Annotated in this window: 25 protein-coding genes; 20 read left to right on the top strand and 5 right to left on the bottom strand. The window is 40.9% G+C overall.

Annotation, left to right across the window (positions count from 1 at the left end; genetic code table 11):
- Positions 1 to 30: 30 nt before the first annotated feature.
- Positions 31 to 723, top strand: a complete 693-nt coding sequence (locus PCY09_RS00095; protein ID WP_082307516.1) for a 5'-methylthioadenosine/adenosylhomocysteine nucleosidase — start codon at positions 31 to 33, stop codon at positions 721 to 723.
- A 97-nt stretch (positions 724 to 820) separates the two neighbouring features.
- Positions 821 to 2,362 carry an ABC-F family ATP-binding cassette domain-containing protein gene (locus tag PCY09_RS00100; RefSeq protein WP_125397073.1) on the top strand — a complete coding sequence of 514 codons (1,542 nt, stop codon included), beginning with the start codon at positions 821 to 823 and terminating at the stop codon, positions 2,360 to 2,362.
- An 85-nt stretch (positions 2,363 to 2,447) separates the two neighbouring features.
- On the opposite strand, the gene PCY09_RS00105 is transcribed toward PCY09_RS00100, so the two are convergent.
- Genes PCY09_RS00105 through PCY09_RS00115 form a run of 3 tightly spaced genes read right to left on the bottom strand, consistent with a single transcriptional unit; the run spans position 2,448 to position 3,985 of the window.
- Entirely contained in the window at positions 2,448 to 2,684 is a 237-nt protein-coding gene (locus PCY09_RS00105; RefSeq protein ID WP_008809403.1) for a zinc-ribbon domain-containing protein, read from the bottom strand.
- Positions 2,685 to 2,718: 34 nt separating this feature from the next.
- Positions 2,719 to 3,522 (bottom strand): peptidylprolyl isomerase, encoded by an 804-nt coding sequence (locus PCY09_RS00110; protein WP_125397153.1) that lies wholly within the window; start codon positions 3,520 to 3,522, stop codon positions 2,719 to 2,721.
- Between the two features lie 46 nt (positions 3,523 to 3,568).
- A complete protein-coding gene (locus PCY09_RS00115; RefSeq protein WP_125397074.1) occupies positions 3,569 to 3,985 on the bottom strand; it encodes an NUDIX domain-containing protein in 417 nt (138 codons plus the stop codon).
- A gap of 334 nt (positions 3,986 to 4,319) precedes the next feature.
- Here PCY09_RS00115 and PCY09_RS00120 point away from each other — a divergent pair, with 334 nt between their 5' ends.
- From PCY09_RS00120 to PCY09_RS00135, 4 genes are all read left to right on the top strand, one after another.
- Positions 4,320 to 4,517 carry a PspC domain-containing protein gene (locus tag PCY09_RS00120; RefSeq protein ID WP_008809400.1) on the top strand — a complete coding sequence of 66 codons (198 nt, stop codon included), beginning with the start codon at positions 4,320 to 4,322 and terminating at the stop codon, positions 4,515 to 4,517.
- A gap of 143 nt (positions 4,518 to 4,660) precedes the next feature.
- Positions 4,661 to 6,964, top strand: a complete 2,304-nt coding sequence (locus PCY09_RS00125) for a DNA translocase FtsK (protein WP_125397075.1) — start codon at positions 4,661 to 4,663, stop codon at positions 6,962 to 6,964.
- A gap of 107 nt (positions 6,965 to 7,071) precedes the next feature.
- Entirely contained in the window at positions 7,072 to 7,458 is a 387-nt protein-coding gene (locus PCY09_RS00130; RefSeq protein WP_045773210.1) for a VOC family protein, read from the top strand.
- A gap of 118 nt (positions 7,459 to 7,576) precedes the next feature.
- Complete coding sequence (locus PCY09_RS00135) at positions 7,577 to 9,919, top strand: HAD-IC family P-type ATPase (protein ID WP_125397076.1); 2,343 nt, start codon at positions 7,577 to 7,579, stop codon at positions 9,917 to 9,919.
- A gap of 28 nt (positions 9,920 to 9,947) precedes the next feature.
- On the opposite strand, the gene PCY09_RS00140 is transcribed toward PCY09_RS00135, so the two are convergent.
- A complete protein-coding gene (locus PCY09_RS00140; RefSeq protein WP_125397077.1) occupies positions 9,948 to 10,301 on the bottom strand; it encodes a DUF3397 domain-containing protein in 354 nt (117 codons plus the stop codon).
- Between the two features lie 164 nt (positions 10,302 to 10,465).
- Between PCY09_RS00140 and rplK the strand changes: the two genes are divergently transcribed.
- From rplK to PCY09_RS00210, 14 genes are all read left to right on the top strand, one after another.
- The gene (rplK, locus tag PCY09_RS00145) at positions 10,466 to 10,891 is read left to right on the top strand and encodes a 50S ribosomal protein L11 (protein ID WP_008809395.1); all 426 of its coding nucleotides are present in this window, start codon (positions 10,466 to 10,468) and stop codon (positions 10,889 to 10,891) included.
- Positions 10,892 to 10,988: 97 nt separating this feature from the next.
- Entirely contained in the window at positions 10,989 to 11,678 is a 690-nt protein-coding gene (gene rplA, locus PCY09_RS00150) for a 50S ribosomal protein L1 (protein WP_061583006.1), read from the top strand.
- Positions 11,679 to 11,915: 237 nt separating this feature from the next.
- Complete coding sequence (locus tag PCY09_RS00155) at positions 11,916 to 13,382, top strand: APC family permease (RefSeq protein ID WP_125397078.1); 1,467 nt, start codon at positions 11,916 to 11,918, stop codon at positions 13,380 to 13,382.
- A 259-nt stretch (positions 13,383 to 13,641) separates the two neighbouring features.
- On the top strand, positions 13,642 to 14,856 hold the full coding sequence (locus PCY09_RS00160; RefSeq protein ID WP_061596661.1) for a glycosyltransferase family 8 protein: 1,215 nt from the start codon (positions 13,642 to 13,644) through the stop codon (positions 14,854 to 14,856).
- A 190-nt stretch (positions 14,857 to 15,046) separates the two neighbouring features.
- The gene (gene pyrH / locus PCY09_RS00165; protein WP_008809391.1) at positions 15,047 to 15,772 is read left to right on the top strand and encodes a UMP kinase; all 726 of its coding nucleotides are present in this window, start codon (positions 15,047 to 15,049) and stop codon (positions 15,770 to 15,772) included.
- Positions 15,773 to 15,793: 21 nt separating this feature from the next.
- Complete coding sequence (gene frr / locus PCY09_RS00170) at positions 15,794 to 16,351, top strand: ribosome recycling factor (RefSeq protein ID WP_008809390.1); 558 nt, start codon at positions 15,794 to 15,796, stop codon at positions 16,349 to 16,351.
- A 99-nt stretch (positions 16,352 to 16,450) separates the two neighbouring features.
- Positions 16,451 to 17,305, top strand: coding sequence for an RNA-binding virulence regulatory protein CvfB (gene cvfB / locus PCY09_RS00175; protein WP_125397079.1), 855 nt, complete (start codon positions 16,451 to 16,453; stop codon positions 17,303 to 17,305).
- A gap of 163 nt (positions 17,306 to 17,468) precedes the next feature.
- Positions 17,469 to 19,535: a penicillin-binding protein PBP2B gene (gene pbp2b / locus PCY09_RS00180; RefSeq protein WP_185760619.1), complete on the top strand. Its 2,067-nt coding sequence runs from the start codon at positions 17,469 to 17,471 to the stop codon at positions 19,533 to 19,535.
- Positions 19,536 to 19,545: 10 nt separating this feature from the next.
- Positions 19,546 to 20,142 (top strand): recombination mediator RecR, encoded by a 597-nt coding sequence (recR, locus tag PCY09_RS00185; protein ID WP_061593300.1) that lies wholly within the window; start codon positions 19,546 to 19,548, stop codon positions 20,140 to 20,142.
- Positions 20,143 to 20,270: 128 nt separating this feature from the next.
- Positions 20,271 to 21,317 (top strand): D-alanine--D-alanine ligase, encoded by a 1,047-nt coding sequence (locus PCY09_RS00190; protein ID WP_125397081.1) that lies wholly within the window; start codon positions 20,271 to 20,273, stop codon positions 21,315 to 21,317.
- Between the two features lie 75 nt (positions 21,318 to 21,392).
- Positions 21,393 to 22,763: a UDP-N-acetylmuramoyl-tripeptide--D-alanyl-D-alanine ligase gene (gene murF, locus PCY09_RS00195; RefSeq protein ID WP_125397082.1), complete on the top strand. Its 1,371-nt coding sequence runs from the start codon at positions 21,393 to 21,395 to the stop codon at positions 22,761 to 22,763.
- Positions 22,753 to 23,364, top strand: a complete 612-nt coding sequence (locus tag PCY09_RS00200; protein WP_046165354.1) for an NUDIX hydrolase N-terminal domain-containing protein — start codon at positions 22,753 to 22,755, stop codon at positions 23,362 to 23,364. The genes murF and PCY09_RS00200 overlap by 11 nt, the downstream gene beginning before the upstream one ends.
- 56 nt (positions 23,365 to 23,420) lie before the next feature.
- A complete protein-coding gene (locus PCY09_RS00205) occupies positions 23,421 to 24,131 on the top strand; it encodes a TIGR02206 family membrane protein (RefSeq protein ID WP_060970146.1) in 711 nt (236 codons plus the stop codon).
- 1 nt (position 24,132) lies between these two features.
- Positions 24,133 to 24,828, top strand: a complete 696-nt coding sequence (locus tag PCY09_RS00210) for a TIGR02206 family membrane protein (RefSeq protein ID WP_061582998.1) — start codon at positions 24,133 to 24,135, stop codon at positions 24,826 to 24,828.
- A 69-nt stretch (positions 24,829 to 24,897) separates the two neighbouring features.
- Here PCY09_RS00210 and PCY09_RS00215 read toward each other — a convergent pair whose 3' ends face one another.
- Positions 24,898 to 25,761 carry a metallophosphoesterase gene (locus PCY09_RS00215; protein ID WP_125397083.1) on the bottom strand — a complete coding sequence of 288 codons (864 nt, stop codon included), beginning with the start codon at positions 25,759 to 25,761 and terminating at the stop codon, positions 24,898 to 24,900.
- Positions 25,762 to 25,874: the final 113 nt, after the last annotated feature.

A 25,874-nucleotide genomic window follows, 5' to 3' on the forward strand; every position in this document is an offset into this window, starting at 1 on the left:
CTTTCGCTTTTTTAGAAAAGGTTGGAAATAATGAAAATTGGAATTATCGCGGCTATGCCCGAAGAGTTAAAAGTATTGCTGGAGCATTTAGAAAATCCAGAAAAGCATCTTCGATTGGGACATGTCTATCATACGGGTTCTATCGGCCGTCATGAAGTAGTCTTGGTTGAGAGCGGAATTGGAAAGGTCATGTCTGCAATGAGTGTGGCTGTTCTGGTCAATGATTTCAAGGTTACTGCTGTCATTAATACAGGCTCAGCTGGAGCGGTGGCTGAAGGTCTGGCTATCGGTGATGTGGTGGTCGCAGATCGTCTGGTCTACCATGATGTGGACGTGACAGCCTTCGGCTATGACTATGGTCAGATGGCTCGCCAGCCACTCTATTTTGAGGCTAGTCGCTATCTGGTCTCTGAAATGAAGAAAATTTTAGACAAGACCCATCAAAAGGCAAGGGTAGGTTTGATTGCGACAGGCGATAGCTTTGTTGCTGGTCAAGAAAAGATTGATCGTATCAAGGAACATTTTCCAGATGTCTTGGCTGTCGAGATGGAAGGTGCAGCTATTGCTCAAGCCACACATTCGATTGGCCTGCCTTTTATGGTTATTCGGGCAATGAGCGACACAGCTAGTCATGATGCAAATGTCACTTTTGATGAATTTATTCTTGAAGCTGGTAAACGCTCGGCAGAAACCTTGATTCAGTTTTTAAAAGAGTTAATTTAGAGTAAGATCGAGCTAGTCGGTCTTTTTCTATTCTTGCCAAAAAATCCCTTTTGATGTTATAATCAAAGGACTGCAATCAATGATAGAGGAGAAAAAGATGAGTATTTTAGAAGTAAAAAATCTTAGCCACGGTTTTGGTGACCGGGCTATTTTTGAGGATGTATCCTTCCGCCTCCTTAAGGGTGAGCACATCGGTCTGGTCGGTGCCAATGGTGAGGGGAAGTCAACCTTTATGAGCATTGTGACGGGTAAAATGCTTCCGGACGAAGGCAAGGTTGAGTGGTCCAAGTATGTGACGGCTGGCTATCTGGACCAGCATGCTGTGCTGGAGCAAGGTCAGTCTGTCCGTGATGTTTTGCGCACGGCCTTTGACGAGCTTTTCAAGACAGAAAGCCGCATCAACGACATCTATATGAGCATGGCTGAGGATGGAGCGGATGTGGATGCACTCATGGAAGAAGTGGGTGAGCTGCAGGACCGCTTGGAGAGTCGAGATTTCTATACCCTAGATGCTAAGATTGACGAAGTTGCGCGGGCACTAGGTGTTATGGACTATGGTATGGAGAGTGATGTGACGGAGTTATCTGGTGGGCAACGGACCAAGGTTCTCTTGGCTAAACTGCTTCTTGAAAAACCGGATATCCTGCTTTTGGACGAGCCAACCAACTATCTGGATGCCGAACACATTGACTGGCTCAAGCGCTACCTACAGAACTATGAAAATGCCTTTGTTCTGATCTCGCATGATATCCCCTTCTTGAATGACGTGATCAATATCGTCTATCATGTAGAAAATCAGCAACTGACCCGTTATTCTGGTGATTATTACCAGTTCCTAGAGGTCTATGAGATGAAAAAATCTCAGCTGGAGGCAGCCTACGAGCGCCAGCAGAAGGAAATTGCGGACCTTAAGGACTTTGTGGCTCGCAACAAAGCCCGAGTGGCGACTCGTAATATGGCTATGTCCCGCCAGAAAAAACTGGATAAGATGGACATTATTGAGCTTCAGAGTGAGAAGCCTAAGCCATCCTTTGACTTCAAGTCTGCACGTACACCTGGCCGCTTTATCTTCCAAGCCAAGGATTTGCAGATTGGTTACGACCGACCGCTGACCCAGCCCCTCAACCTGACTTTTGAACGCAATCAGAAGGTAGCGATTATCGGGGCAAATGGAATTGGGAAAACGACCCTGCTCAAGAGCCTGCTGGGGATTATCCCGCCTATCTCAGGTCAAGTTGAGCGTGGGGACTATCTGGAACTGGGTTATTTCGAGCAGGAAGTTGAAAGTGGCAATCGTCAAACACCGCTCGAAGCAGTCTGGAATGCCTTCCCAGCTCTTAATCAGGCAGAAGTTCGAGCAGCTCTGGCTAGATGTGGTTTGACTTCTAAACATATTGAGAGCCAGATCCAAGTTCTCTCAGGTGGAGAGCAGGCCAAAGTCCGCCTTTGTCTTCTCATGAACCGAGAAAATAATGTTCTGGTGCTGGACGAGCCGACCAATCACCTGGATGTTGATGCTAAGGAAGAGCTCAAGCGAGCTCTGAAAGAATACAAGGGTAGCATCCTCATGGTCTGCCATGAGCCTGATTTCTACGAAGGTTGGATGGATCAGATTTGGGACTTCAATCAATTGACATAAAGATTTTTTTCTGTAGAAAAAGTATTTTGTTTTTTAGATAAAAGAGAAAGAGGCTGGTCATATACTGACCAACCTCTTTTTGAACTTAATAATTTAAATATTCATTAATATCTTGTTTTTCAATCTCTTTGCCATATTCGCAGACAGGGCAGAGTACATAATATTTTCTACCATAAGGGATGAGAGGAATCCAGTAGAGGGAAAATTTCCGACCTGTTTCAATAAGATCCCAAGGAGCAGTTTGTTGACAGTTTCCACATTGGATAGCAGACTGAGTGTGTCCTAGTTCTTTTTTATAGCCTTTGTAACCCCAAATAATCATATGAATTTATTCCTTTCTTAGTTAAACTAAAGGATTATTTTTTAAAGTTGTAATCCTTGATCACTTCGATCTTTTGAATCTTGATCTCGTTTTTAGGTTTATTGTTTTCATCAGTTTCGCTTTCGGCAATCTTATCAACAATATCCATGCCGTCTATGACTTGGCCGAAGACTGTATAATCACCATCTAAAGAAGGATTTCCACCTTTCTTGTATGCCTTAATAATCTGAGCTGGATATTTGCTTTCAGATAATTTGCTTGAGCTGTCTGTCTGGTTTTGGTTGATAAAGAATTGACTGCCGTTAGTATTATCAGATGCTGCATTGGCCATAGATAGAGCCCCGCGGAGGTTGTATAGGTAGGCAGAAGTTTCATTCTTAAAGCCTTTTCCTGAGTCAATTTTTTGATTCTTTCCATGCCATATTGACTCTCCACCTGTACCGTTTCCTTTAGGGTCACCACTTTGAATCATGAAGCCCTTGATGACGCGATGGAAGATAACTCCATCATAATAGCCTTCTTTGGCATGAGTTAGAAAATTTTCAACAGCTAGAGGTGCATATTTGGGAAAGAGTTTGAGAGTAATATCACCAGCTGTCGTTACGATTTTAACTTTCGCTTCATCTTTAGCAACTTTGGTTGATAGTTGAGGGAAGTTGGCATTTTTATTTGTCAATGCTTCCTTGATTTCAGCTTCTTTTTTGCTGGCTTCAGCACTGCTTGCACTAGCTGCTAGGCTAGAGTCTACATATTCATCACCCCGCAAGACACGTTGGATACTAGTACAGCCTGCTAACAAAAGGCTAGCTGATAGACCCAAAATAATTATTTTTTTCATCATGATCCTTTCTGAAATAGAAACTACTCACATTTTACTATAAAGATCAACGATTTTCAAATCTTGTTAAAAAAGAAAGGATCCTTACTTGCAAAGCTTTTGGTCTGAAAGGAAGATGAGGGAAGTCAGAAAGGTTGATCCACCTAGCTTCATATAGGTTTTGAGAATGACTGCGTTCCTTTTCCTCACCACCTATCGTTAAGTTTTCTAAGCCCGTATAGATTGTCCAGAAATAAATGTGTTGATTATCGTCAGAGTCATAAGTGAAGGCAGGTTTTAGGTCTTCTGACTTAAAAATAAGCTGGACTTCTTCTTTGATTTCTCTTATAGCAGCTTCGATTGGACTCTCACTCTTCTCAATTTGCCCACCTGAAAGGACGTAGTAGTGTTGTCCATTTTTATATCGATAAATGGTCAGAATGCTATTTAGTTTGGGATGATAGATAAGAACGCCAGCTCTCATAAGCAACTCCTTAATTTTTCTATTCATCAAGTTTAACAAAATAATGTTTAGAATACTAGATTAGAAACGTATTAACGAAAAAAGTTGCGATTGTGAAATCTAGCTAATCACTAGGGCCTTTATTTAGTTGGTCATAATTTTTGTTTTATTCCTAAAATCTTTCTGACGCTATCTAGGGAAGGACAAGGTGAGAATTTTGATGAAAGCGACAAGAGTCTAATTAGAATCTAATGTAAGGCGATGAGATGCTAGTTCTTATCTTTACCTGAAAGGTTGTGCATACAAGAAGATTATGGTAAAATGAAAAAAATAAAAATTAATAGGAGCACTTTCCATGGAGAAAAGACTTACACGAGATACTAAGAATCAAAAAATTGCTGGTGTTTGTGCTGGTTTAGCTAAATATTTCAACGTAGATCCTACACTTGTTCGCGTACTGTGGATTATTTCAGTGTTTGCTCTTGGAACAGGGGTTCTTGCTTATGCAGTTTGCTGGTTCGTTATGCCAGAAGAGGGAGCAACCCAAGACTAAAAGAAGACTTGATCTTTTAAAATCCCAAGCCAGCTAAGCTGGTTTTTTTCTTTTCGTAAGAATTATTAAAGGTGAAGATTAAGTGTGTCAAAGCGTAAAATTTATCGTTTCTTGTCTATAGTTATTGTGGTATAATAAAGGTTATGGCAAATAGTAAAAATACGAAAAAAGGCCGAACAACACGTCGGCCAACAAAAGCAGAATTAGAAAGACAAAGAGCTATTAAAAGGATGTTACTGAGTTTTGGCTTGGCCTTCATTCTTCTTTTTGCTGCCTTAAAACTAGGTGTTTTTGGGGTGACTATTTACAATCTGATTCGATTAGTGGTTGGTAGCTTGGCATACTTAGCAATTGTAGCGACTTTGATTTATCTTTTCTTTTTCAAATGGTTAAGCAAGCGCGAAGGTCTGATTTCAGGTTTTATTAGCATTTTTGTTGGTTTACTTTTAATCTATCAAGCTTACTTTGTAGATGTCTTATCACTCAAAGGTCAAGTCTTGTCCAGCACTTTAGCCAGAATTTTTTCTGATTTAACTGCATTTAAAGTTAGTTCATTTGCTGGTGGTGGTTTATTAGGATCACTCTTGCACTTACCCATCTCTTTTCTCTTTTCAAATTTTGGTTCTTACTTTATTGGTATTCTCTTTATTTTAGTAGGTGCTCTACTAATCAGTCCTTGGACCATTTACGATATTTCTGAAAAGTTGGTTGAAACATTCCACCGTCTTAGTGAAAAACGTGAAGAAAAGCGACAACAGCGTTTTATTGAAAAAGAAGAACAGGCTGCTTTAGAGGCAATGCAGGCGATTGAAGTGGAGCAAGAAGGACCTGAAGTCGATTTGGAAACAGGAGAAATTTTGGATGATGAAAATCAGGCAAGAACTCCTGTTGCCATTGAAACAGAGGAATATGAAGATTTGGGAGAATTTGAACTTGAAGATGCTCAAGATTTCAAAATTCAGCAGGAGTCAGAAGAAGCAGACTCTGACACAGATGTTGAGGTAGACTTCACAGCCAAAGAAAGTTTGGATTATAAGCTACCGACCATCAACCTCTTTGCGCCTGATAAACCAAAAAATCAGTCTAAAGAGAAGCGGATTGTTCGTGAAAACATCAAGATCTTGGAAGAAACTTTTGCGAGTTTTGGCATCAAGGCCACTGTTGAGCGGGCTGAAATCGGCCCTTCTGTCACCAAGTACGAGGTTAAGCCAGCTGTCGGTGTCAGGGTCAATCGGATTTCCAATCTGGCAGATGACTTAGCTCTAGCTTTGGCTGCTAAGGATGTACGGATTGAGGCACCAATTCCTGGAAAATCACTTGTCGGGATTGAAGTGCCCAACTCTGAAATTGCAACCGTGACTTTCCGAGAACTCTGGGAACAGTCGAAGACGGATGCGAGTAAGCTCCTGGAAATCCCACTTGGTAAAGCTGTCAACGGCTCTGTTCGCTCCTTTGACTTGGCTAAGATGCCTCACCTCTTAGTAGCGGGTTCTACTGGATCCGGTAAATCTGTGGCTGTCAATGGTATTATCGCTAGTATTCTCATGAAGGCCAGACCTGATGAAGTCAAGTTTATGATGGTAGATCCTAAGATGGTGGAGCTGTCTGTTTATAATGACATTCCCCACTTGCTTATCCCAGTCGTGACCAATCCACGCAAGGCTAGCCGTGCCCTCCAGAAGGTCGTAGACGAGATGGAAAACCGCTATGAACTCTTTTCCAAGGTCGGTGCCCGTAATATTGCTGGCTACAATGCTAAGGTAGCCGAGTATAATGCCCAATCTGAGTACAAGCAGGTTCCCCTGCCTTTAATCGTCGTCATCGTGGACGAGCTGGCTGACCTTATGATGGTGGCCAGCAAGGAAGTGGAAGACGCCATTATTCGTCTGGGACAAAAAGCGCGTGCGGCTGGGATTCACATGATTCTGGCTACCCAGCGACCATCAGTAGATGTTATCTCCGGTCTGATTAAGGCCAATGTGCCCTCTCGGATTGCCTTTGCTGTGTCCAGCGGGACAGACAGCCGGACCATTCTGGATGAAAATGGAGCAGAAAAGCTCTTGGGTCGAGGGGATATGCTCTTTAAGCCCATTGATGAAAACCATCCGGTTCGTCTGCAGGGCTCCTTTATTTCAGATGAAGATGTGGAGCGAATCGTAGCCTTTGTCAAGAACCAAGCTGAAGCGGACTACGACGATAGCTTTGATCCGGGCGAAGTATCTGAAAGCGATATGGAGTCTGGTAGTAGCGATGATGGAGGAGATCCGCTCTTTGAAGAAGCTAAGGCCCTTGTTATCGAGACTCAAAAAGCCAGTGCTTCTATGATCCAGCGGCGCCTCTCGGTCGGCTTTAACCGAGCTACACGTCTCATGGAAGAGTTGGAAGCGGCAGGCGTTATCGGACCAGCCGAAGGAACCAAGCCGAGAAAGGTTTTGCAGACGAATTGATTCTAATTTCACTAGTCTGTTAGCAAGAAAATCATTCTATAAAAATAAATCTGCCAGCAACCAGCCGGCAGATTTTCTCTACTCACTCAACGGAAAGGAAAGAAGGTATGAAACTGGACACTATTCACCACATAGCTATTATCGGTCATGATTATGCCAAGACCAGAGAGTTTTATGTAGACAAGCTGGGCTTTGAGCAGCTGGATGAGCACCACCGGCCAGATAAGCAGGATATTCTCTTTAATGTCCGCAAGGGAAATCTAACTCTAGAGATTTTCATCAAGAAAGAAGCACCCAAGCGGCCAGCCTTGCCGCATCCTGAGCATACAGGTCTGCGACACCTGGCCTTCCGAGTGACAAATGTCGAAGAATACTTAGCGGAATTTGACCGTTTGGAGATTCCTCATACAGAGTTGCGCTATGACGACTTCGACGGTCGTAAGATGGCTTTCTTCTTTGATCCGGATGGCCTACCTCTGGAAATTCACGAATGAAAATGTAATTCTATTTTACAAGGGCAATTTTAAATATCCATACTTCAGCCTAAAGTCTGAAGAAATGTTGCCCTGTTTTTGCTACAATAAGTAAAGCAAAATCAATAAGGAAAACTCTATGCATCAGAATCAATTTCAAGGACTTAGTCAAGCACAAGTTGAAGAACGTCGCCAAAAAGGTCTGACTAATCAGGTTACCATCTCTACAGAAAGAACGACCTGGCAGATTGTTCGGTCCAATATTTTTACCTATTTTAATTTTATTTTTCTTGTACTGGCCATTCTCTTGGTCCTAGTTCATTCATGGAATAATCTCCTCTTTGTTCCCATCGTTGTCATTAATTCCTTGATTGGGATTTTTCAGGAATTGAGGGCTAGAAAAGTTCTCAACCAAATGAAACTCTTACACACTTTCTCAGCCAATGTGATTCGAGATGGAGAAGAGCAGGTGCTCTCTGTCGAAGAACTTGTTCAGGATGATGTGGTTAAATTTTCTGCTGGGAATCAGATTTATGCCGATGGACAGATTCTCTTAGGAAGCTTGAAAGTAAATGAATCCCAGCTGACTGGTGAAGCTGATGAGATTGAAAAAAATTCGGGAGATGAGGTCCTATCTGGTAGCTTCGTGGTTGCTGGCCAAGCCTATGCTCGTCTGGACAAAGTAGGAGACCAGGCTTATATTAACCAGCTAGCTAAAGAAGCCAAAGAAATAAGCGGTGTAGAAGAATCCAAGATGGTTCATGCTGTCAATCGCCTAGTACAGATCATTGGGATATTGATTATTCCTTTAGGGCTTCTGCTTTTCTTCCGCAGTTTCATCAGTAATCAAGAAACTTTGCAAGTCAGTGTGACTTCAACTGTCGGAGCTATTGTGGGAATGATTCCGGAGGGACTCTACCTCCTGATGACGCTTGCCCTAGTTTTGGGGGCTGTTCGCCTAGCCAAACAGCAGGTCCTTCTAAACAGTATGAAGGGTATTGAGACTCTGTCGCGTGTTGATGTCCTTTGTGTAGATAAGACAGGGACTATTACAGAAAATGAAATGGCTGTTAGTCAGTTGCTTCCAGTAGCAGATCAGAAAGAGTTGGCATTAGAAGCACTGAGTCAATATCTTGAGGCTAGCCAGGACGCCAATGATACAATTGAGACCTTGCGAGCTTATCCTGGGATTGAAAAAAGTGGACAAGCCTGGTCCATTAAACGGCAGTACCCGTTTAGCTCTAAAAATAAATATGCAGCAGTATCTTTTGACCAAGGGACCTTTGTTTTAGGAGCTCCAGAGTATGTCCTTCGACAAGATTTGGAACATTATCAATCTTATTTTCAAGATGCAGCAGAAGAAGGGAGTCGAGTGCTAGTTTTTGGTCTCTATGAGGGCTCAAACTTGGAAGCTAGCTTAGAGGCCCCTGTTAGTCCGCTTCTGTTTATCATTTTGGAAAATCCTGTTCGAGAGAATGCTGCTGAAACTTTTTCGTATTTTGAAAGACAAGGTGTGACAGTTAAGGTTATCTCAGGAGATAATCCTATTACTGTCGCCGCAGTTGCTAAGAAGGCAAAGATTCCTCATGCAGAAAACTATGTCGATGCTAGAAGCTTGGATTCGGATGAAAAGATTATTCAAGCTGCAGAAACGTATACAGTATTTGGTAGAGTCAGTCCAGAGCAGAAGCAAAAATTGATTCAGGCATTACAAGGTCATGGCCATAATGTTGCCATGACAGGCGATGGTGTCAATGACATTCTTGCTATGAAAAAGGCAGATTGTAGCATTGCGATGGAATCTGGAAATGACGCAACCAAGCAGATAGCGCAAGTAGTTTTGCTGGACTCAGATTTCTCACATATGCCCCACATCGTTGCAGAAGGACGGCGTGTAGTTAATAATATCCAGCGATCAGCCAGTCTTTTTCTAGTTAAAAATATATTTTCTATCTTACTAGCCCTGACTTCGACCATATTTGCCTTCACATATCCTTTGCAAGCTTCGCAGATGTCCTTGATCAGTGGTTTTACAATTGGGATACCCGGATTCTTGCTGGCTTTAGAGCCCAATAAGGCACGGATTAGAGGACGCTTTTTAGAGACGGTTTTGAAAAATGCCTTGCCTGCTGCCATTGTAGATTATCTAGCGGTTTTAGTGGCAGTATATTGTGGTCATTGGCTTGGACTTTCTCCAAAGGAAATCAGTACAAGTTCGATTATTCTTCTTGCAGTGGTAGGCTTTATCATAATGTATAAGCTTATTCGACCTCTTAATCGCATTAAGATTGGCATTATGCTCCTGAATATTACAGGGATGATTCTTGCTGCTTTGCTCTTACCTCGCATCTTTAATTTGAGTGGCCTTTCAATCGAAGCAATTCTAATGACTGTCTTGCTTTCATTACTTTTGGAAAGACTGATATGGTTCTTTCAATTTCTAACTAACAAGGTAGTAGCTCTGTACAAAAAACGTAAATAAAATGAAGTTGGAATTTTCCAACTTCATTTTATTTTGCTAAAAAGAGGCCAATGACCATTGCCAGGTATAAAAAGAAAGTCAACATAAAGCCAGCCCGCCAAAAAAATTTTAAAAATTTTGGATAGTAGAAAGTCTGCTTTTTCTTGAGAAAATAGATCGTAATTCCGATTGCCAAGGCAGATAAAGCCAGTACCAGCTGTGGCAACATACTATGGTAGTATGCTCGGTCAGAAATAATATAGAATTCCAAAAAGAACATTGGGAAGGCTAGATCTGCAAAGTTAAGACCAAAGCGTTTTAAACGTAAAAATTTTATTAAAATGATAGATAAAGCAATAGTTAAAAAAATAAATAAAACGGAAGCAATTCTTAATAACATCATAGCTTTATTTTATCACAAAAAAAGTCAAAAAAGAAGAGAATTATCCTTGCATTTTCAATTCTTTAGTGTATAATAGAAAGGTATGCGATAAGCATGCTTGTGGGAGGTAATGCTCAAGTTTTATTGAGTAAATTCTACCGCCTAACCACAAAGGAGGATTTAAAATGGCTAAAAAAGTCGAAAAACTTGTAAAATTGCAAATCCCTGCTGGTAAAGCTACTCCAGCTCCACCAGTTGGTCCTGCGCTTGGTCAAGCCGGTATCAACATCATGGGATTCACTAAAGAGTTCAACGCTCGTACAGCTGATCAAGCTGGTATGATCATTCCAGTTGTTATCTCAGTATACGAAGACAAATCATTTACTTTCGTTACTAAAACTCCACCAGCTGCTGTTCTTTTGAAAAAAGCTGCAGGTGTTGAAAAAGGTTCAGGTACACCTAACAAAACGAAAGTTGCAACTGTTACTCGTGCACAAGTACAACAAATTGCTGAAACTAAGATGCCAGATTTGAACGCAGCAAACATTGAGTCTGCAATGCGTATGATCGAAGGTACTGCTCGTTCTATGGGATTCACTGTTACTGACTAATTGTAACAATCCTATTTGCCCGCAATACACTTGATCATGAGACGAGTGACGTGGGAGATGAAAATCGATATGACCACATTACAAGGAGAAAGATAAAATGGCTAAAAAAAGCAAACAACTTCGTGCTGCTCTTGAAAAAATCGACAGCACAAAAGCATACAGCGTAGAAGAAGCTGTAGCTCTTGCAAAAGAAACTAACTTTGCAAAATTTGACGCAACTGTAGAAGTTGCATACAATTTGAACATCGACGTTAAAAAAGCTGACCAACAAATCCGTGGTGCAATGGTATTGCCAAACGGTACTGGTAAGACAGCTCGCGTTCTTGTTTTCGCACGTGGTGCTAAAGCAGAAGAAGCAAAAGCTGCTGGTGCAGACTTCGTTGGTGAAGATGACCTCGTTGCTAAAATCAACGACGGTTGGTTGGACTTCGATGTAGTTATCGCTACACCTGACATGATGGCTCTTGTTGGACGTCTTGGACGTGTCCTTGGACCACGTAACTTGATGCCAAACCCTAAAACTGGTACTGTAACTATGGATGTTGCTAAAGCAGTTGAAGAGTCTAAAGGTGGTAAAATCACTTACCGTGCGGACCGTGCAGGTATCGTACAAGCTATCATCGGTAAAGTTTCATTTGACGCTGACAAATTGGCTGAGAACTTCAAAGCTTTCAACGAAGTTATCCAAAAATCAAAACCTGCTACAGCTAAAGGAACTTACGTAACTAGCTTGACAATCACAACTACTCAAGGACCTGGTATCAAGGTTGACGTAAACTCACTTTAAAAATAATAAAAAACTCTGGTTTTACCAGAGTTTTTTTCTAGAGAAAAATCAAAATATTTTACTTGGTGCATGAAAGTTTATTCAAATTTTAACAATGTTAGCAGACTAAATGTATAAGAGAGGCTAAGAAATATCATGCTAAAACTGGCTGTTCTCCCAATAAGCCTAGTTACAAGTCCAGATAAACATGATATAATATGGTGAAACAATTTATTTATATAAAAAGGAGACGATGCGATGAAAAAAGATCAGAATCAGCTTACTTGGCTGATGGTGTCCCTGATTGCCTTTAATATGGTTTGGGGGCTTGGAAATGTCGTCAATAACTATTCTCAGCAGGGAATCTCTGTTATTGTTTCCTGGATTCTTATCCTAGCTCTATACTTCATTCCTTATGCTCTAATTGTAGGACAACTGGGTTCTACATTTAAGGAAAGTGGGGGAGGTGTCAGTGACTGGGTTGAGAAGACTTCTACCAAGCGCTTGGCTTATTTTGCTGCCTGGACTTATTGGGTAGTGCATATTCCCTACTTGGCGCAAAAACCTCAGGGAGTTTTGATTCCGCTTGGTTGGGCTCTTCAAGGGAATGGTGATTTTTTAAGTAATCTCGACATTCATTGGATCGTGATTTTGAGTTTGCTAATTTTCGGAGCCTTTCTCTACTTGTCTACTAAGGGACTTTCTACCCTCAAGGTAATTGGGGGGCTAGCCGGAAGTGCTATGCTCATCATGTCTATCCTTTTTGTTCTTTTAGCTGTAGGTGCGCCTTTTATCAAGCCTGATATGCAATTTGCAACGGCTAATATGGATAAGCTTAGTACCTATATTCCTAATTTTGACTTTTCATATTTTACAACAATTTCTCTTTTGGTCTTTGCGGTCGGTGGAGCTGAGAAAATTTCTCCTTACGTTAACCAAACCCGCAATCCTGCCAGGGAATTTCCAAAGGGAATGATTGTCATGGCTGTTATGGTTGGAGCTTCTGCTATTTTGGGGTCTCTAGCTATGGGAATGCTATTTGATGGAAGTAATATTCCAGATGATTTGATGCGTAATGGTGCCTACCAAGCCTTTCAAAAACTTGGAAATTATTGGGGTGTAGGTAACCTTTTGGTTGTAATTTACGCCTTGACAAATATGGTCGGACAAATTGCTGCCCTGGCATTCTCTATAGATGCACCTCTGCAGATTTTACTTAATAATGCTGATGCTGAATTTGTTCCAAGCTGGTTGCGTAAGCGCACTTCAAAGGGTGTGTTGATTAATGGTTATATCTTAACAGGGATTTTGGTGAGTCTCTTGATTATCCTGCCAGTCTTTGGAATAAAAGAAATTGATGGTTTGGTTAAATGGATGACCAATCTTAACTCTATCGTTATGCCGATGCGTTATCTCTGGGTTTTCCTTGCCTATATGTTGTTAAACAAGGCTTGGAAGAAGTACAAAAATGCGGAGTATAAATTAACAAAAAATCCTAAAGTTGGCTTTGTTATTGGAGCTTGGTGCTTCCTCTTTACAGCTTTCGCTTGTATTCTGGGGATGGTTCCAAAAGTGGATTATGTTCAAGATCCAGCTGGTTGGAAATTCTCTCTCTTAACCAATATTTTAACTCCTCTTGTTTTGATTAGTTTGGGAATTATTTTGCCTTTACTAGCTAAGCGTGAGAAAAGACAAGCCCGTCGACAAGAAATCGCTGAGAAATAAATTAAGTAATATATATAAATCGGTCCTATCTGATGATAGGGCTGATTTTAATAGAGTCAGATAGCTCATAATCAAGATGAGCAGCAGAGTAGTGAATATTTTATACTTAAATTTGGATGAGTAGAAAAGATGTTAAGGTATCTTATTGCAATCAAAGCAAAAACTGATGAAAGCTCTGTTTACTTATGGATTGTTTGAATTAAACAAGCGAATTCGCTATAATGAAGATACTATAATAAGACTAGCAAATAGAGGAAAGATGAATCAGATGAAAAGTATTGTTTTAGCAGGAGATTATGGTTATATTCGTCAAATTGAGACAACTATCAAGTCTTTATGTTGCTATCATGAAGGTCTGCTGATCTATGTTTTTAACCAAGATATACCACAAGAATGGTTCATCAATACTCGAAAAAAAGTAAAAGGGACAGGAAATGATCTGCTTGATATCAAGCTTTTACGAGATGATTTAAGGATGAAGTGGGAAGAATCAACCTACTCTCATATTAACTACATGGCCTATGCTCGCTATTTTATTCCAGAATATGTGAAGGCTGATCGAGCTCTTTACCTTGATTGCGACTTGGTTGTCACTCAGAACTTGGATCACTTATTTGATTTGGATCTGGAAGATTACTATATTGCAGCAGTAAGAGCTACCTTTGGTTTGGGGATTGGATTTAATTCTGGAGTCATGCTTATAAATAACGAACGTTGGCGGAGGGAAAATATTTCTCAGCAATTAGTTGAGTTGACTGACAGGGAAATTGAAAGGGTCTTAGAAGGAGATCAGAGTATTTTAAATATGCTCTTTGTGGGACAGTACTTAGAGCTAGAGGATAGCTATAATTTCCAAATCGGTTTTGATATGGGAGCTGCTCAGTATGGTCATGATTTTGTCTTCGACATCCCTCTGTCTCCTCTGCCAGCTATTGTTCACTATATTTCCGCTCTAAAACCATGGAATCTTCTAACAAATATGAGACTGAGGGAAGTTTGGTGGTTTTATAATGACCTTGATTGGACAGCGATCATTGCGAGCAAGGCACTGAAAGGTGTAGAAAATCAAGGTCAAGACCAGATCCAAGTCTACAAGAAAGAATTATTGACCTTGACCAACAGTGACTCTTTGGAGTGCATCAAAGAATTGATTCAAGCTTTACCAGATTGTCTTTTCCATATCGCTGCTTACTCAGATATGTCAGATCGATTGATCAGTCTTTTGTCTTACGAGAATGTTCGCCTGCATCGTTTGGTTCTACCGATTCCGTTGAAGCAGTTAGCTGTGGCTTGCGATTTTTATCTAGACATTAATCATGACCACAAGTTTCTAGATTTTTTAGAGATGATCGAAAAGCAAGGAAAGCCGATTTTTGCTTTTGAGACTACTCAGACAGAAGGAATTACGGAAAGAATTTTTGCCACTGACAAGTACCAAGAAATGGTAGAAGCAATTCGCCGATATCCTTCTTAAGAAAAAAATCATCCAATATATTTGTTTATCTCTTGAATGAAGCTAGTCTTATCCCTTGATAAGGCTACTTTTTCTTTGCTACTGATTGAGCGGGATGCCGATTTATCAAAAAAGAAAATTTTAAAAGATTTAACTATATAAAAATCATAAAATGTGGTAAAATAGTACAGATAAAATAAGGAGTGTAAAAATGGTAGAACCCAAGTATAAACGTATTCTAATCAAGTTGTCCGGCGAAGCTCTTGCTGGTGACAAAGGTGTTGGTATCAATATTCAGACCGTTCAAAAAATGGCTGAAGAGATCAAGGAAGTTCACGATTTAGGAATTGAAATTGCTCTTGTTATCGGTGGTGGCAATCTCTGGCGTGGAGAACCAGCTGCCGAAGCTGGAATGGATCGTGTACAAGCTGACTATACTGGTATGTTGGGGACTGTTATGAATGCTTTGGTCATGGCTGATTCTCTACAGAGAGTTGGGGTTGATACTCGCGTTCAGACTGCAATTGCTATGCAACAAGTTGCAGAGCCGTACATTCGAGGTCGTGCACTCCGTCATTTACAAAAGGGACGTATTGTTATTTTTGGAGCTGGTATTGGGTCACCCTACTTTTCAACCGATACAACAGCCGCCCTTCGTGCTGCAGAAATTGAAGCAGATGCAATTTTGATGGCTAAGAATGGTGTTGATGGGGTCTACAATGCGGATCCTAAGAAAGATAAGACTGCTGTTAAGTTTGACGAATTGACCCACCGCGATGTCATCAGCAAGGGATTGCGAATCATGGATTCTACAGCTTCTACTCTTTCTATGGACAACGATATCGATTTGGTTGTCTTTAACATGAATGAAGCCGGAAATATCAAACGTGTTGTCTTTGGAGAGCAAATCGGGACAACAGTATCAAATAATTTATAAGAAATTGGAGATGAAAAACTTATGGCAAATGCAATTGTAGAAAAAGCAAAAGAAAGAATGAGTCATTCGCATCAAAGTTTGGCGCGTGAATTTGGAGCTGTCCGTGCGGGTCGTGCAAACGCAAGTTTGTTAGACCGTATCAGTGTTGAATACTATGGTGTAGAGACTCCGCTCAACCAAATTGCTTCAATTACTATTCCTGAAGCTCGTGTTCTTTTGGTGACACCTTTTGATAAATCTTCTCTTAAAGATATCGAACGTGCTATTAATGCGTCTGATCTTGGTATTACACCAGCTAGCGATGGCTCTGTTATCCGTTTGGTTATTCCTGCTTTGACAGAGGAAACTCGTCGCGACCTGGCTAAAGAAGTGAAAAAAATTGGCGAAAACGCTAAGATTGCGATTCGAAATATCCGTCGTGATGCTATGGATGAAGCTAAGAAGCAAGAAAAAGCAAAAGAAATCACTGAAGACGAATTGAAGACTTTAGAAAAAGATATTCAAAAAGTAACAGATGACGCCGTCAAGCATATTGATGAAATGACTGCGCACAAAGAAAAAGAACTATTAGAAGTTTAAAATTTTATCAAAATGAACACTCAGTTGGCACTGCTGACTGAGTTGTTTTAACATAAACATCCTTGCCCTTCAAAAAAAGCAAGGTAGAAGAAGGAATCAATGAATACAAATCTTGCTAATTTTATTGTGGGTTTGGTTACAGATGAAAACGATCGTTTTTACTTTGTCCAGAAGGATGGCCAGACCTACGCCCTAGCTAAGGAAGAAGGCGAGCATCAGCTGGGCGAGTCCGTTAAGGGATTTGCCTACACTGATATGAAGCAAAAATTACGCCTGACAACTCTAGATGTAACAGCAACCCAAGAAAGCTTTGGCTGGGGAACAGTGACTGAAGTGCGTAAGGACTTGGGTGTCTTTGTCGATACTGGACTTCCTGATAAGGAAATTGTTGTATCACTGGATATTTTACCTGAGTTGAAGGAGCTTTGGCCCAAAAAGGGTGATAAGCTCTATGTACGCCTGAGTGTAGACAAGAAAGACCGAATCTGGGCTAATCTGGCCTATCAGGAAGACTTCCAACGTTTGGCTCGTCCGGCCTATAACAATATGCAAAATCAAAATTGGCCAGCTATTGTCTATCGCCTGAAGCTTTCAGGTACCTTTGTTTACCTTCCGGAGAATAATATGCTGGGTTTTATCCATCCAAGTGAGCGTTATACAGAGCCACGTTTGGGGCAGGTCTTAGATGCGCGGGTCATTGGTTTCCGTGAAGTAGACCGTACTCTTAATCTTTCTCTTAAACCTCGCTCTTTTGAGATGCTGGAAAATGATGCCCAGATGATTCTGACCTACCTGGAAAGCAACGGCGGCTTTATGACTTTGAATGACAAATCCTCACCAGAAGATATCAAAGCCACTTTTGGTATTTCTAAGGGACAGTTCAAAAAAGCTCTGGGTGGCCTGATGAAGGCAGGGAAAATCAAGCAAGATCCAACTGGCACTGAGCTACTTTGAGGAATCATTTAAAACTTATAAAATTGGAAAGAAGCCAAACGAATTTATCCTTTTCCAATGATAAGACGCTCCTTCATCTGGAGACATTCCTCTCATAATCTGGGCTTCTTTCCCGGATTATTTTTTATCTTTTTGTGGTAGAATAGAAGAGACTTTTACTAGAATGAGAGAAATTATGCCTAAGAAAGAAAGAAAATTTGATAGCCATTCTATTCCGAGACGCTTAAATCTCCTATTTGGAATGGTGATTATATTATTTGTGACTTTGATTGGCCGTCTGGCTTATATGCAAGTCCTCAACCAAGATTTTTATACTAAAAAATTAGCAACTGCTAGCCAAACAAAGATAAAACTAAGCTCGGTTCGTGGGCAAATTTATGACGCATCTGGGAAGCCTTTGGTTGAAAATGCAACCAAACAAGTTGTTTCCTTTACTCGCAGTAATAAGATGACTGCTGCCGATATCAAAGAGACTGCCAATAAGTTACTTGATTATGTGGATGTGACAGATGTAGACTTAAGAAAGCGCCAGATTGCTGATTATTATCTAGCAGATCCAGAGGTTTACCAAGAAGTAGTTGCCAAGCTACCGAAGAAGAAGAAGTTTGACTCAGATGGAAATCGCTTGTCTGAATCAAAGATTTACAACAACGCTGTAGAGAGCGTGGATGTGTCTAGTCTTAACTATAGTGATCAGGAAAAAAAGGCTATTTTTCTCTTTAGTCAGATGAATGAGATTGCTAATTTCGAGACGGGAAATATTCGTACGGACGATTTATCAACAGAACAAGTGGCCCTAATTGCGTCTAGTGGCAAGGAATTAACTGGAATTAGTATTTCAACTGCCTGGGAGCGCAAGGTCTTGGATACTCCCTTGGCTTCTATTATTGGTAGTGTTTCAAGTGAAAAAGCAGGTATTCCCGCTGAGGAAGTAGATGCCTATTTGAAGAAGGGCTATTCTTTGAAAGACCGTGTGGGGACCTCCTATCTCGAAAAAGAATATGAGTCAGTCCTGCAAGGAGAACGGGCGATTAAGGAAATCCACCTGGACAAGAACGGGAATATGGAAAGTATCGACACAATTTCTGAAGGAAGCAAGGGAAAAAATCTCAAGCTGACTGTGGAAATGGCTTTTCAAAATGGTGTAGATGAGATTCTAAAAAACGCTTTTGTCGCGGAATTAACAGCAGGGAATGCCACTTATTCTGAAGGAGCCTATGCTGTTGTCATGAACCCAGAAACTGGAGCTATTCTTGCTATGGCCGGAGTTAAGCATGATTTGAAATCAGGAAATGTTAGCTCAAACTCTTTGGGAACTGTGACAGATATCGTGGTACCAGGATCAGTAGTTAAGGCAGCCACTTTGACAGCAGGTTGGGCTAATAATGCTATCTCAGGCAACCAGACCTTGACGGACCAACCAATAGTCTTCGGTCAGGATTCGTCATCAATTACATCATGGTTTACTAGTTATGGGAATCGGGATATTACAGCTGTGGAAGCCTTAGAGTATTCGTCAAATACTTATATGGTGCAAGTTGCCCTCAAGATGATGGGAACACCTTATACTCCGAATATGGGAGTGGATTTGAAGAATTTAGACTCTTCCATGGAAAAATTGAGAGAGACTTTTGCAGAATATGGCTTGGGTGCTAAAACGGGAGTGGACCTTCCTACAGAATCTCAAGGTTATACTCCTAAAGAGTTCACTTTTGCTAATTACTTGACCAATGCTTTTGGTCAGTTTGATAACTACACACCTTTGCAATTAGCCCAGTATGCAGCTACAGTCGCGAATAATGGTAAACGGGTTGCCCCGCATTTAGTTGAAGGTATTTATGCTAACGACAAAAATGGTGGCCTAGGAGACTTGATTGAAAAGAAAGAAACCAAGGTTTTGAATCAAGTGAACATTTCTGAAGAGAATATGAAATTGATCAAGGAAGGTTTCTACCAAGTGGTTCACGGGGGAAGTGGTTTTACGACAGGAAGAACCATTTCTCAAGGTGAGTCAGTTCCAATCAGTGCCAAGACAGGAACGGCTGAAACCTTTGTTAATAATGGTCAGCAGGCTATCAACACTAATGTTGTAGCCTATGCACCAAGTGATAATCCTAAGATCGCAGTGGCGGTTGTTTTCCCACATAATACCAATCTATCATCAACGGTTAGCCACAGCGTTACTCGGGATATTATCAATCTATATAATCAACTACACCCTATGAATTAGAAAGGATGCTATGTTATATCCAACCCCTATCGCTAAGCTCATTGATAGTTTCTCAAAACTGCCTGGTATCGGTATCAAGACAGCTACACGTTTAGCCTTTTACACCATTGGAATGAGTGATGATGATGTCAACGAATTTGCTAAAAATCTTTTGGCAGCTAAGCGTGAACTAAGTTACTGCTCAATTTGTGGTAATCTGACGGATGAAGATCCCTGCGCTATTTGTCGAGACGAGTCGCGTGATCAATCTACAATCTTAATTGTTGAGGATAGTAGAGATGTCTCAGCCATGGAAAACATCCAGGAATATCATGGACTTTATCATGTCCTGCACGGCTTGATTTCACCTATGAATGGTGTTGGACCAGACGATATCAATCTCAAGAGTCTGATTACTCGTTTGATGGATAGTGAGGTGACAGAAGTTATTGTTGCGACCAATGCGACAGCAGACGGAGAGGCAACCTCTATGTATATCTCAAGGGTCTTGAAACCTGCTGGTATTAAAGTTACTCGACTAGCGCGTGGTTTAGCAGTTGGCTCCGACATTGAGTATGCGGATGAGGTTACGCTGATTCGCGCTATCGAAAATCGTACAGAATTATAAAAATAAGGATTCTTCTATTCTTGAAGAATCTTTTTTCTATTCAAAAAAAAACGGAATTATGATATACTAAAACGGTCTAAAGAGAATCAATCTCAAGTATAAAATCTTTAAAGAATAGGATAGACGAGATGGCAAAGAAAAGTTTAATTTTGTTGTACGGTGGTCGTAGTGCAGAGCGGGAAGTATCAGTCTTGTCGGCAGAAAGCGTTATGCGGGCTATCAATTATGATCTATTTTCTGTAAAAACATACTTCATCACGAAAGGGGGCGACTTTATCAAGACTCAGGAATTTGAAGCAAAGCCAGTAGCTGATGAAAAGCTGATGACCAATGCCACAGTGGACATGTCTCGGAAGATTAAGCCTAGCGATATTTACGAAGCTGGAGCAGTGGTCTTTCCAGTCCTGCATGGTCCCATGGGCGAAGATGGCTCAATTCAAGGCTTCCTAGAAGTACTCAAAATGCCTTATGTCGGCTGTAATATTCTATCTTCTAGCCTGGCCATGGATAAAATCACGACCAAGCGAGTTCTGGAATCAGCAGGTATTGCTCAAGTACCTTATGTAGCGGTGGTTGATGGTGAGGATCTAGAGCAAAAAATCCAGGAAATCGAAGAGAAATTGTCCTATCCCGTCTTCACCAAACCTTCTAATATGGGCTCCAGTGTCGGCATTTCAAAATCTGATAATCAGGAAGAACTGCGTGTTTCTCTGGAACTGGCTTTCAAATATGATAGTCGGGTACTAGTCGAGCAAGGTGTAACAGCTCGTGAGATTGAGGTCGGGCTTCTTGGTAACGCTGATGTCAAAAGTAGTCTTCCAGGGGAAGTTGTTAAGGACGTGGCTTTCTATGACTATCAAGCCAAATACATTGACAATAAAATCACCATGGCAATCCCAGCTCAGCTTCCTGAAGGTGTTGTGAATACTATGCGTCAAAATGCCGAGACAGCTTTTCGTGCTATTGGTGGTTTAGGACTATCTCGCTGTGATTTTTTCTACACAGAAGGTGGTCAGATCTTTCTCAACGAGCTCAACACTATGCCAGGTTTTACCCAGTGGTCAATGTATCCACTACTCTGGGAAAATATGGGGTTAGCCTATCCTGACTTGATTGAGAAGTTAGTCAGACTTGCTGAAGAGGCGTTTGCCAAGAGAGAGGCGCATCTTCTCTAAAATATGATATAATAGAGGGGCTGAAAATTTTCGGTCCTTTCTTTTTGCGAGCAAACCGAAAAACGAGGAAGAAGTATGAAATTAGATTTATATGAAATCGCAGAAGTCCTATCTGCGAAAAATGATGTGACTCAGTTTGAAAATGTCGCACTTAGAAATGCTGAGTTTGACAGCCGTTTGATTGAGTCGGGTGACCTTTTTGTGCCGCTTAAGGGAGCGCGTGACGGCCACGACTTTATTGCGACAGCCTTTGCTCAGGGAGCTGCTGCCACCCTATCTGAGCGTCCAGTGGCAGAGGGGGCTTATATCTTGGTTGATGATGTCCTGAAGGCCTTCCAGTGCTTGGCCAAATACTATCTGGAAAAGATGCAGGTGGATGTGCTGGCGGTGACAGGTTCCAATGGTAAAACGACAACCAAGGATATGCTGGCTCAGCTACTAGCAACCAGCTACAAGACCTATAAGACACAAGGTAATTACAATAACGAAATCGGTCTGCCTTACACAGTTCTTCACATGCCTGAGGATACAGAGAAACTTGCCTTAGAAATGGGGCAGGATCACTTGGGTGATATCCATCTCCTGTCTGAACTTGCCAAACCTAAGACGGGCATTGTGACTCTGGTCGGAGAAGCCCATCTGGAATTTTTCGGTAGCCGAGCTGAGATTGCCCAAGGCAAGATGCAGATTGCGGACGGCTTGAGAAAAGATGGTCTCTTGATTGTTCCGGCGGATAAGATTGTCAATGAATTTCTGCCAGCAGACTGCAAGCTAGTTCGCTTTGGTCCTGATGCGGATATCTTCCTGACGCGTCTGGAAGAGCGCAAGGATAGTTTGAGCTTTGAATGTAACTTTTTAGAGCAGAGGATTGACCTGCCTGTGACCGGTAAGTACAATGCAACTAACGCCATGATTGCAGCTTATGCGGCTCTGCAGGAAGGTGTGTCTGAAGCAGATATTGCTCAGGCCTTTTCCGAGCTGGAGCTGACCCGAAATCGAACGGAGTGGAAAAAAGCTGCCAATGGCGCAGATATTTTATCGGATGTCTACAATGCTAATCCAACAGCTATGCGTTTGATTCTGGAGACTTTCTCGACCATTCCAGCCAATCCAGGCGGACGAAAATTGGCAGTGCTGGCGGATATGAAAGAGCTGGGAGCGGACTCTAAGTCCATGCACGGCTCTATGATTACCAGCCTCAATCCAGAAATTGTGACCGACCTTTTCCTCTATGGACAGGACATGGAAGCCCTCTATGACTATGCCAAGGAAATCTATCCTCCAGGAAAGGTGCATTACTTTATCAAAAATGACGAGAAAGATCAGTTTGAACAGCTGACCAAAGCTGTCAGAGAGAATCTGACTACTGCCGACCAAATCCTTCTCAAAGGCAGCAATTCCATGAATTTGGCTAAGCTGGTAGAGGACTTGGAAGATGGAAACTAAAGAAACTGCAAAAATCATTCAACGCCTCCTTTCTATTACAGAGACAGGACTGGCATTTAGTCGTGATGAATTTGATCGAGAACGTTACTTAGAACTCCGTCAGCTTTTGGGGTACCTCCTGGCTGATTGGTCAGATTTGGATGGGAAAGAATTGGCAGAGCTGTTGCGCCCAACGGATTTTTACGCCACTCCCTTGATTGATGTCCGAGCTGTACTGGTTCGAGACGGAAAAGTCTGTTTGGTTAAGGGGAAAAATGAGAATACTTGGGCTTTACCTGGCGGCTTTTGTGAAGTCGGCCTATCTCCTAAGGAAAATATCGTCAAGGAAGTCCAAGAAGAAACGGGATTTAATGTTTCAGTTTCTCGTCTGCTTGCAATTTTTGATACTAATAAATTTCAATTTCAGAGTAAGCAATATGCTAAACTGGTCTTCGAGTGTCAGATAGAGGATGGAGATTTTCAGCCTAATACAGAAATAGAAGAGTTAGCTTTTTTTGATATCCAATCTTTACCAGAATTATCTTCTAAGCGGACTACAAAAGAGCAGTTGGAAATCCTTTGGGAAATTTATCAAGGAGATAGAGAACAGTATTTGGATTAGTTGAAAAATTAGTCAAAGACTATTAAATACTTTATTATTAATTTTAAAAATAGGAGATGAGAATGGGAGATTTTTTTACAAGTCAAAAAACAGAACCGCCCGTATTAACACCTCTGGGATTAGTGCTCATGCTACTTGCTTTATGTATTGTAATCTATAGCGCAAGTAGATTTTACAAACAAAAAAGCTTTCAAAGAATTTTTCAAGGACTGCAGATTGTCCAATTGGTTCTTTTGTATGGTTGGTACATGGCTACTCAGGCTCCCTTGACTGAGAGTTTGCCTTTCTACCATTGTCGGATTGCTATGTTTGCAGTCTTGCTCTTGCCAAGGAGAACATCTTATAAACAATACTTTGCCTTATTGGGGGTATTTGGACCGATTTGTGCCTTGCTTCACCCAATTTTTGATCCTTACCCGCTTCCGCATATTACCTTATTTTCTTATTTAGTTGGGCATTTGGCTCTTTTGGGAAACTCTATTGTTTATTTGATGAATGAGTACGACTATAAAATTTTATCCAATCGTCGGATTATTGAAATAACTTTTGGCATGAATGCTGTCATTTTCCTTGTGAATCAGCTAACTGGTGGAGACTATGGATTCCTCAAAAATCCTCCTTTAGTTGGTGACTATGGTATGTTAGGAAATTTCCTCTTAGTATCTACAGTATTAGTTGTAGCTCTGTGTGGTTTTTCCCTTCTTTTTAAACGCTTAAAAGAAGCTCAGGAAAACAGAATATTCCTTTTAAAAGATTGGAGAGAATGAAATGATTCCATTTTTAACGACAAATCAGACAGCTCCGCCTTTGATCTCGGCTCTTGCCTATGCTTTGATGATTTCTCTTGTCGCCTTATCCATTTATGGTGCAGTAAAATATCACGACAATCCAGGCTTTGTTAAGGCGTTTAAGTGGATTCAGTTTGTTCAGCTTTTGGCTCTTTATGCTTGGTATATCGGTTTCCGTCTTCCTTTGGCCAACAGTCTTCCTCTTTATCATTGTAGACTAGCCATGTTTGCCATGATTTTCTTACCAGATAAATGGAAGATAAAGCAGTATTTTGCTATACTTGGAGCTAGTGGTGCTATTTTTGCCTTGGGTTATCCTGTATTTGATCCTTATGACTTTCCACATATTACAAGCTTTTCATTTTTGATTGGTCATTATGCACTTTTAGTTAATTCTTTGATTTATCTATTTAATCATTATGATAAACGTTTACTAAAAAAGTCCGAGATTATTGCCTATACCTTGATGTTGAATCTCTTCTTGATAGGGGTCAATCAAGTGACAGGAGGAAATTATGGCCTTCTAGCTAGACCTCCGTTTATCAGTGGTGACAACCTCTTGATCAACTATTCTTTGGTTTCTTTTATTCTGATTCTGGCCTTGCTTCTGTTTGACGAATTATTTAAAAGAAATATTTTCAAAAGAAAACTTTTTAGAAGAAAAAGGTCGGTTTAAGAGGGCTTGAAAATAAGCAGGTTTCTAATATTAAAAGCAGCACTTCAAGGGCTGCTTTTGTTTAAGTCTTTATGATTTAGTATCAAGAATTATAAGAGCATCTCGCAGTTCATCTGCCAGGTGATTTTTCTTATAGTCAAGAAATTCTTCTAAATCTTTAATAGTGTTATAACGCTTGTGAAGACGATACATCTGTGAGATTTTGTGCTGAGGAAAGGCATTAAAAAAGTTTTGAGTCAGTTTCCATTCACGAATATAGCCCAAAGGACGCATGTGATAGCGAACACCATCAATGACTCGGCTATGGTGACGATGATGAAGATGGCCAAAAACGACATCTTTCACCCCATATTTGACAAAGAGCTGGTGAAAAGCTTGGCTACCTAGGAAGGCGTTGAAGCGTTGGAAATATGGGTGGTCATAAAGAAAGTCTTGATGGGGGACAAAATGTAGAGCAATAATAATGGGACCATCCAAAGAAGCCAGCAGTTTTTCTAACTGAAGGAGGCTGTGAGCTGTAATGCTGGGATCGTCTAGTTTCCTATCTAATCTACGATCAAACCAGAAGTTATTTTTTGTTCTCAGGTGCTCTTCCTTGCTTTTTTCTGGAACAAAGCTGTAATCATACCAGCCAGAAAAGCTAACGAGTTTGGTCTGACCAAACTGTTGGACCTGAAAATCATAGTTAGAAATCTCTTGCTCAGAAAGTCCCAGCATATCGTGGTTGCCGAGATTAAAAGAGGTGGGAAGTTCTTGCATCAAGTCTTCAATAAAGGGCAAACTAATATGGGCTAGATCATTAGATAAATCCCCTGCAATGTGAAGATGGTCAATTCTTTCTTTTTTAAAAATATACTTAAGTGTCTCTAGTTCAAAGTGACCAAACTGATTGGAGTCCAGATGGAGGTCGCTCATAAATCCGATTCTTGTCATGGTTTTAGTCTAGCACAAAATTGTTTACATGAACATATATAAGTTTAATTAGTTGCGCAGAGAAGATTTTAAGGGATGTTCAAAGAAGAACAGTAAAGATATTAGGAAAAGAA

Source organism: Streptococcus sp. SG2 (assembly GCF_030439925.1).
In the GTDB taxonomy this organism is placed as follows: domain Bacteria; phylum Bacillota; class Bacilli; order Lactobacillales; family Streptococcaceae; genus Streptococcus; species Streptococcus gordonii.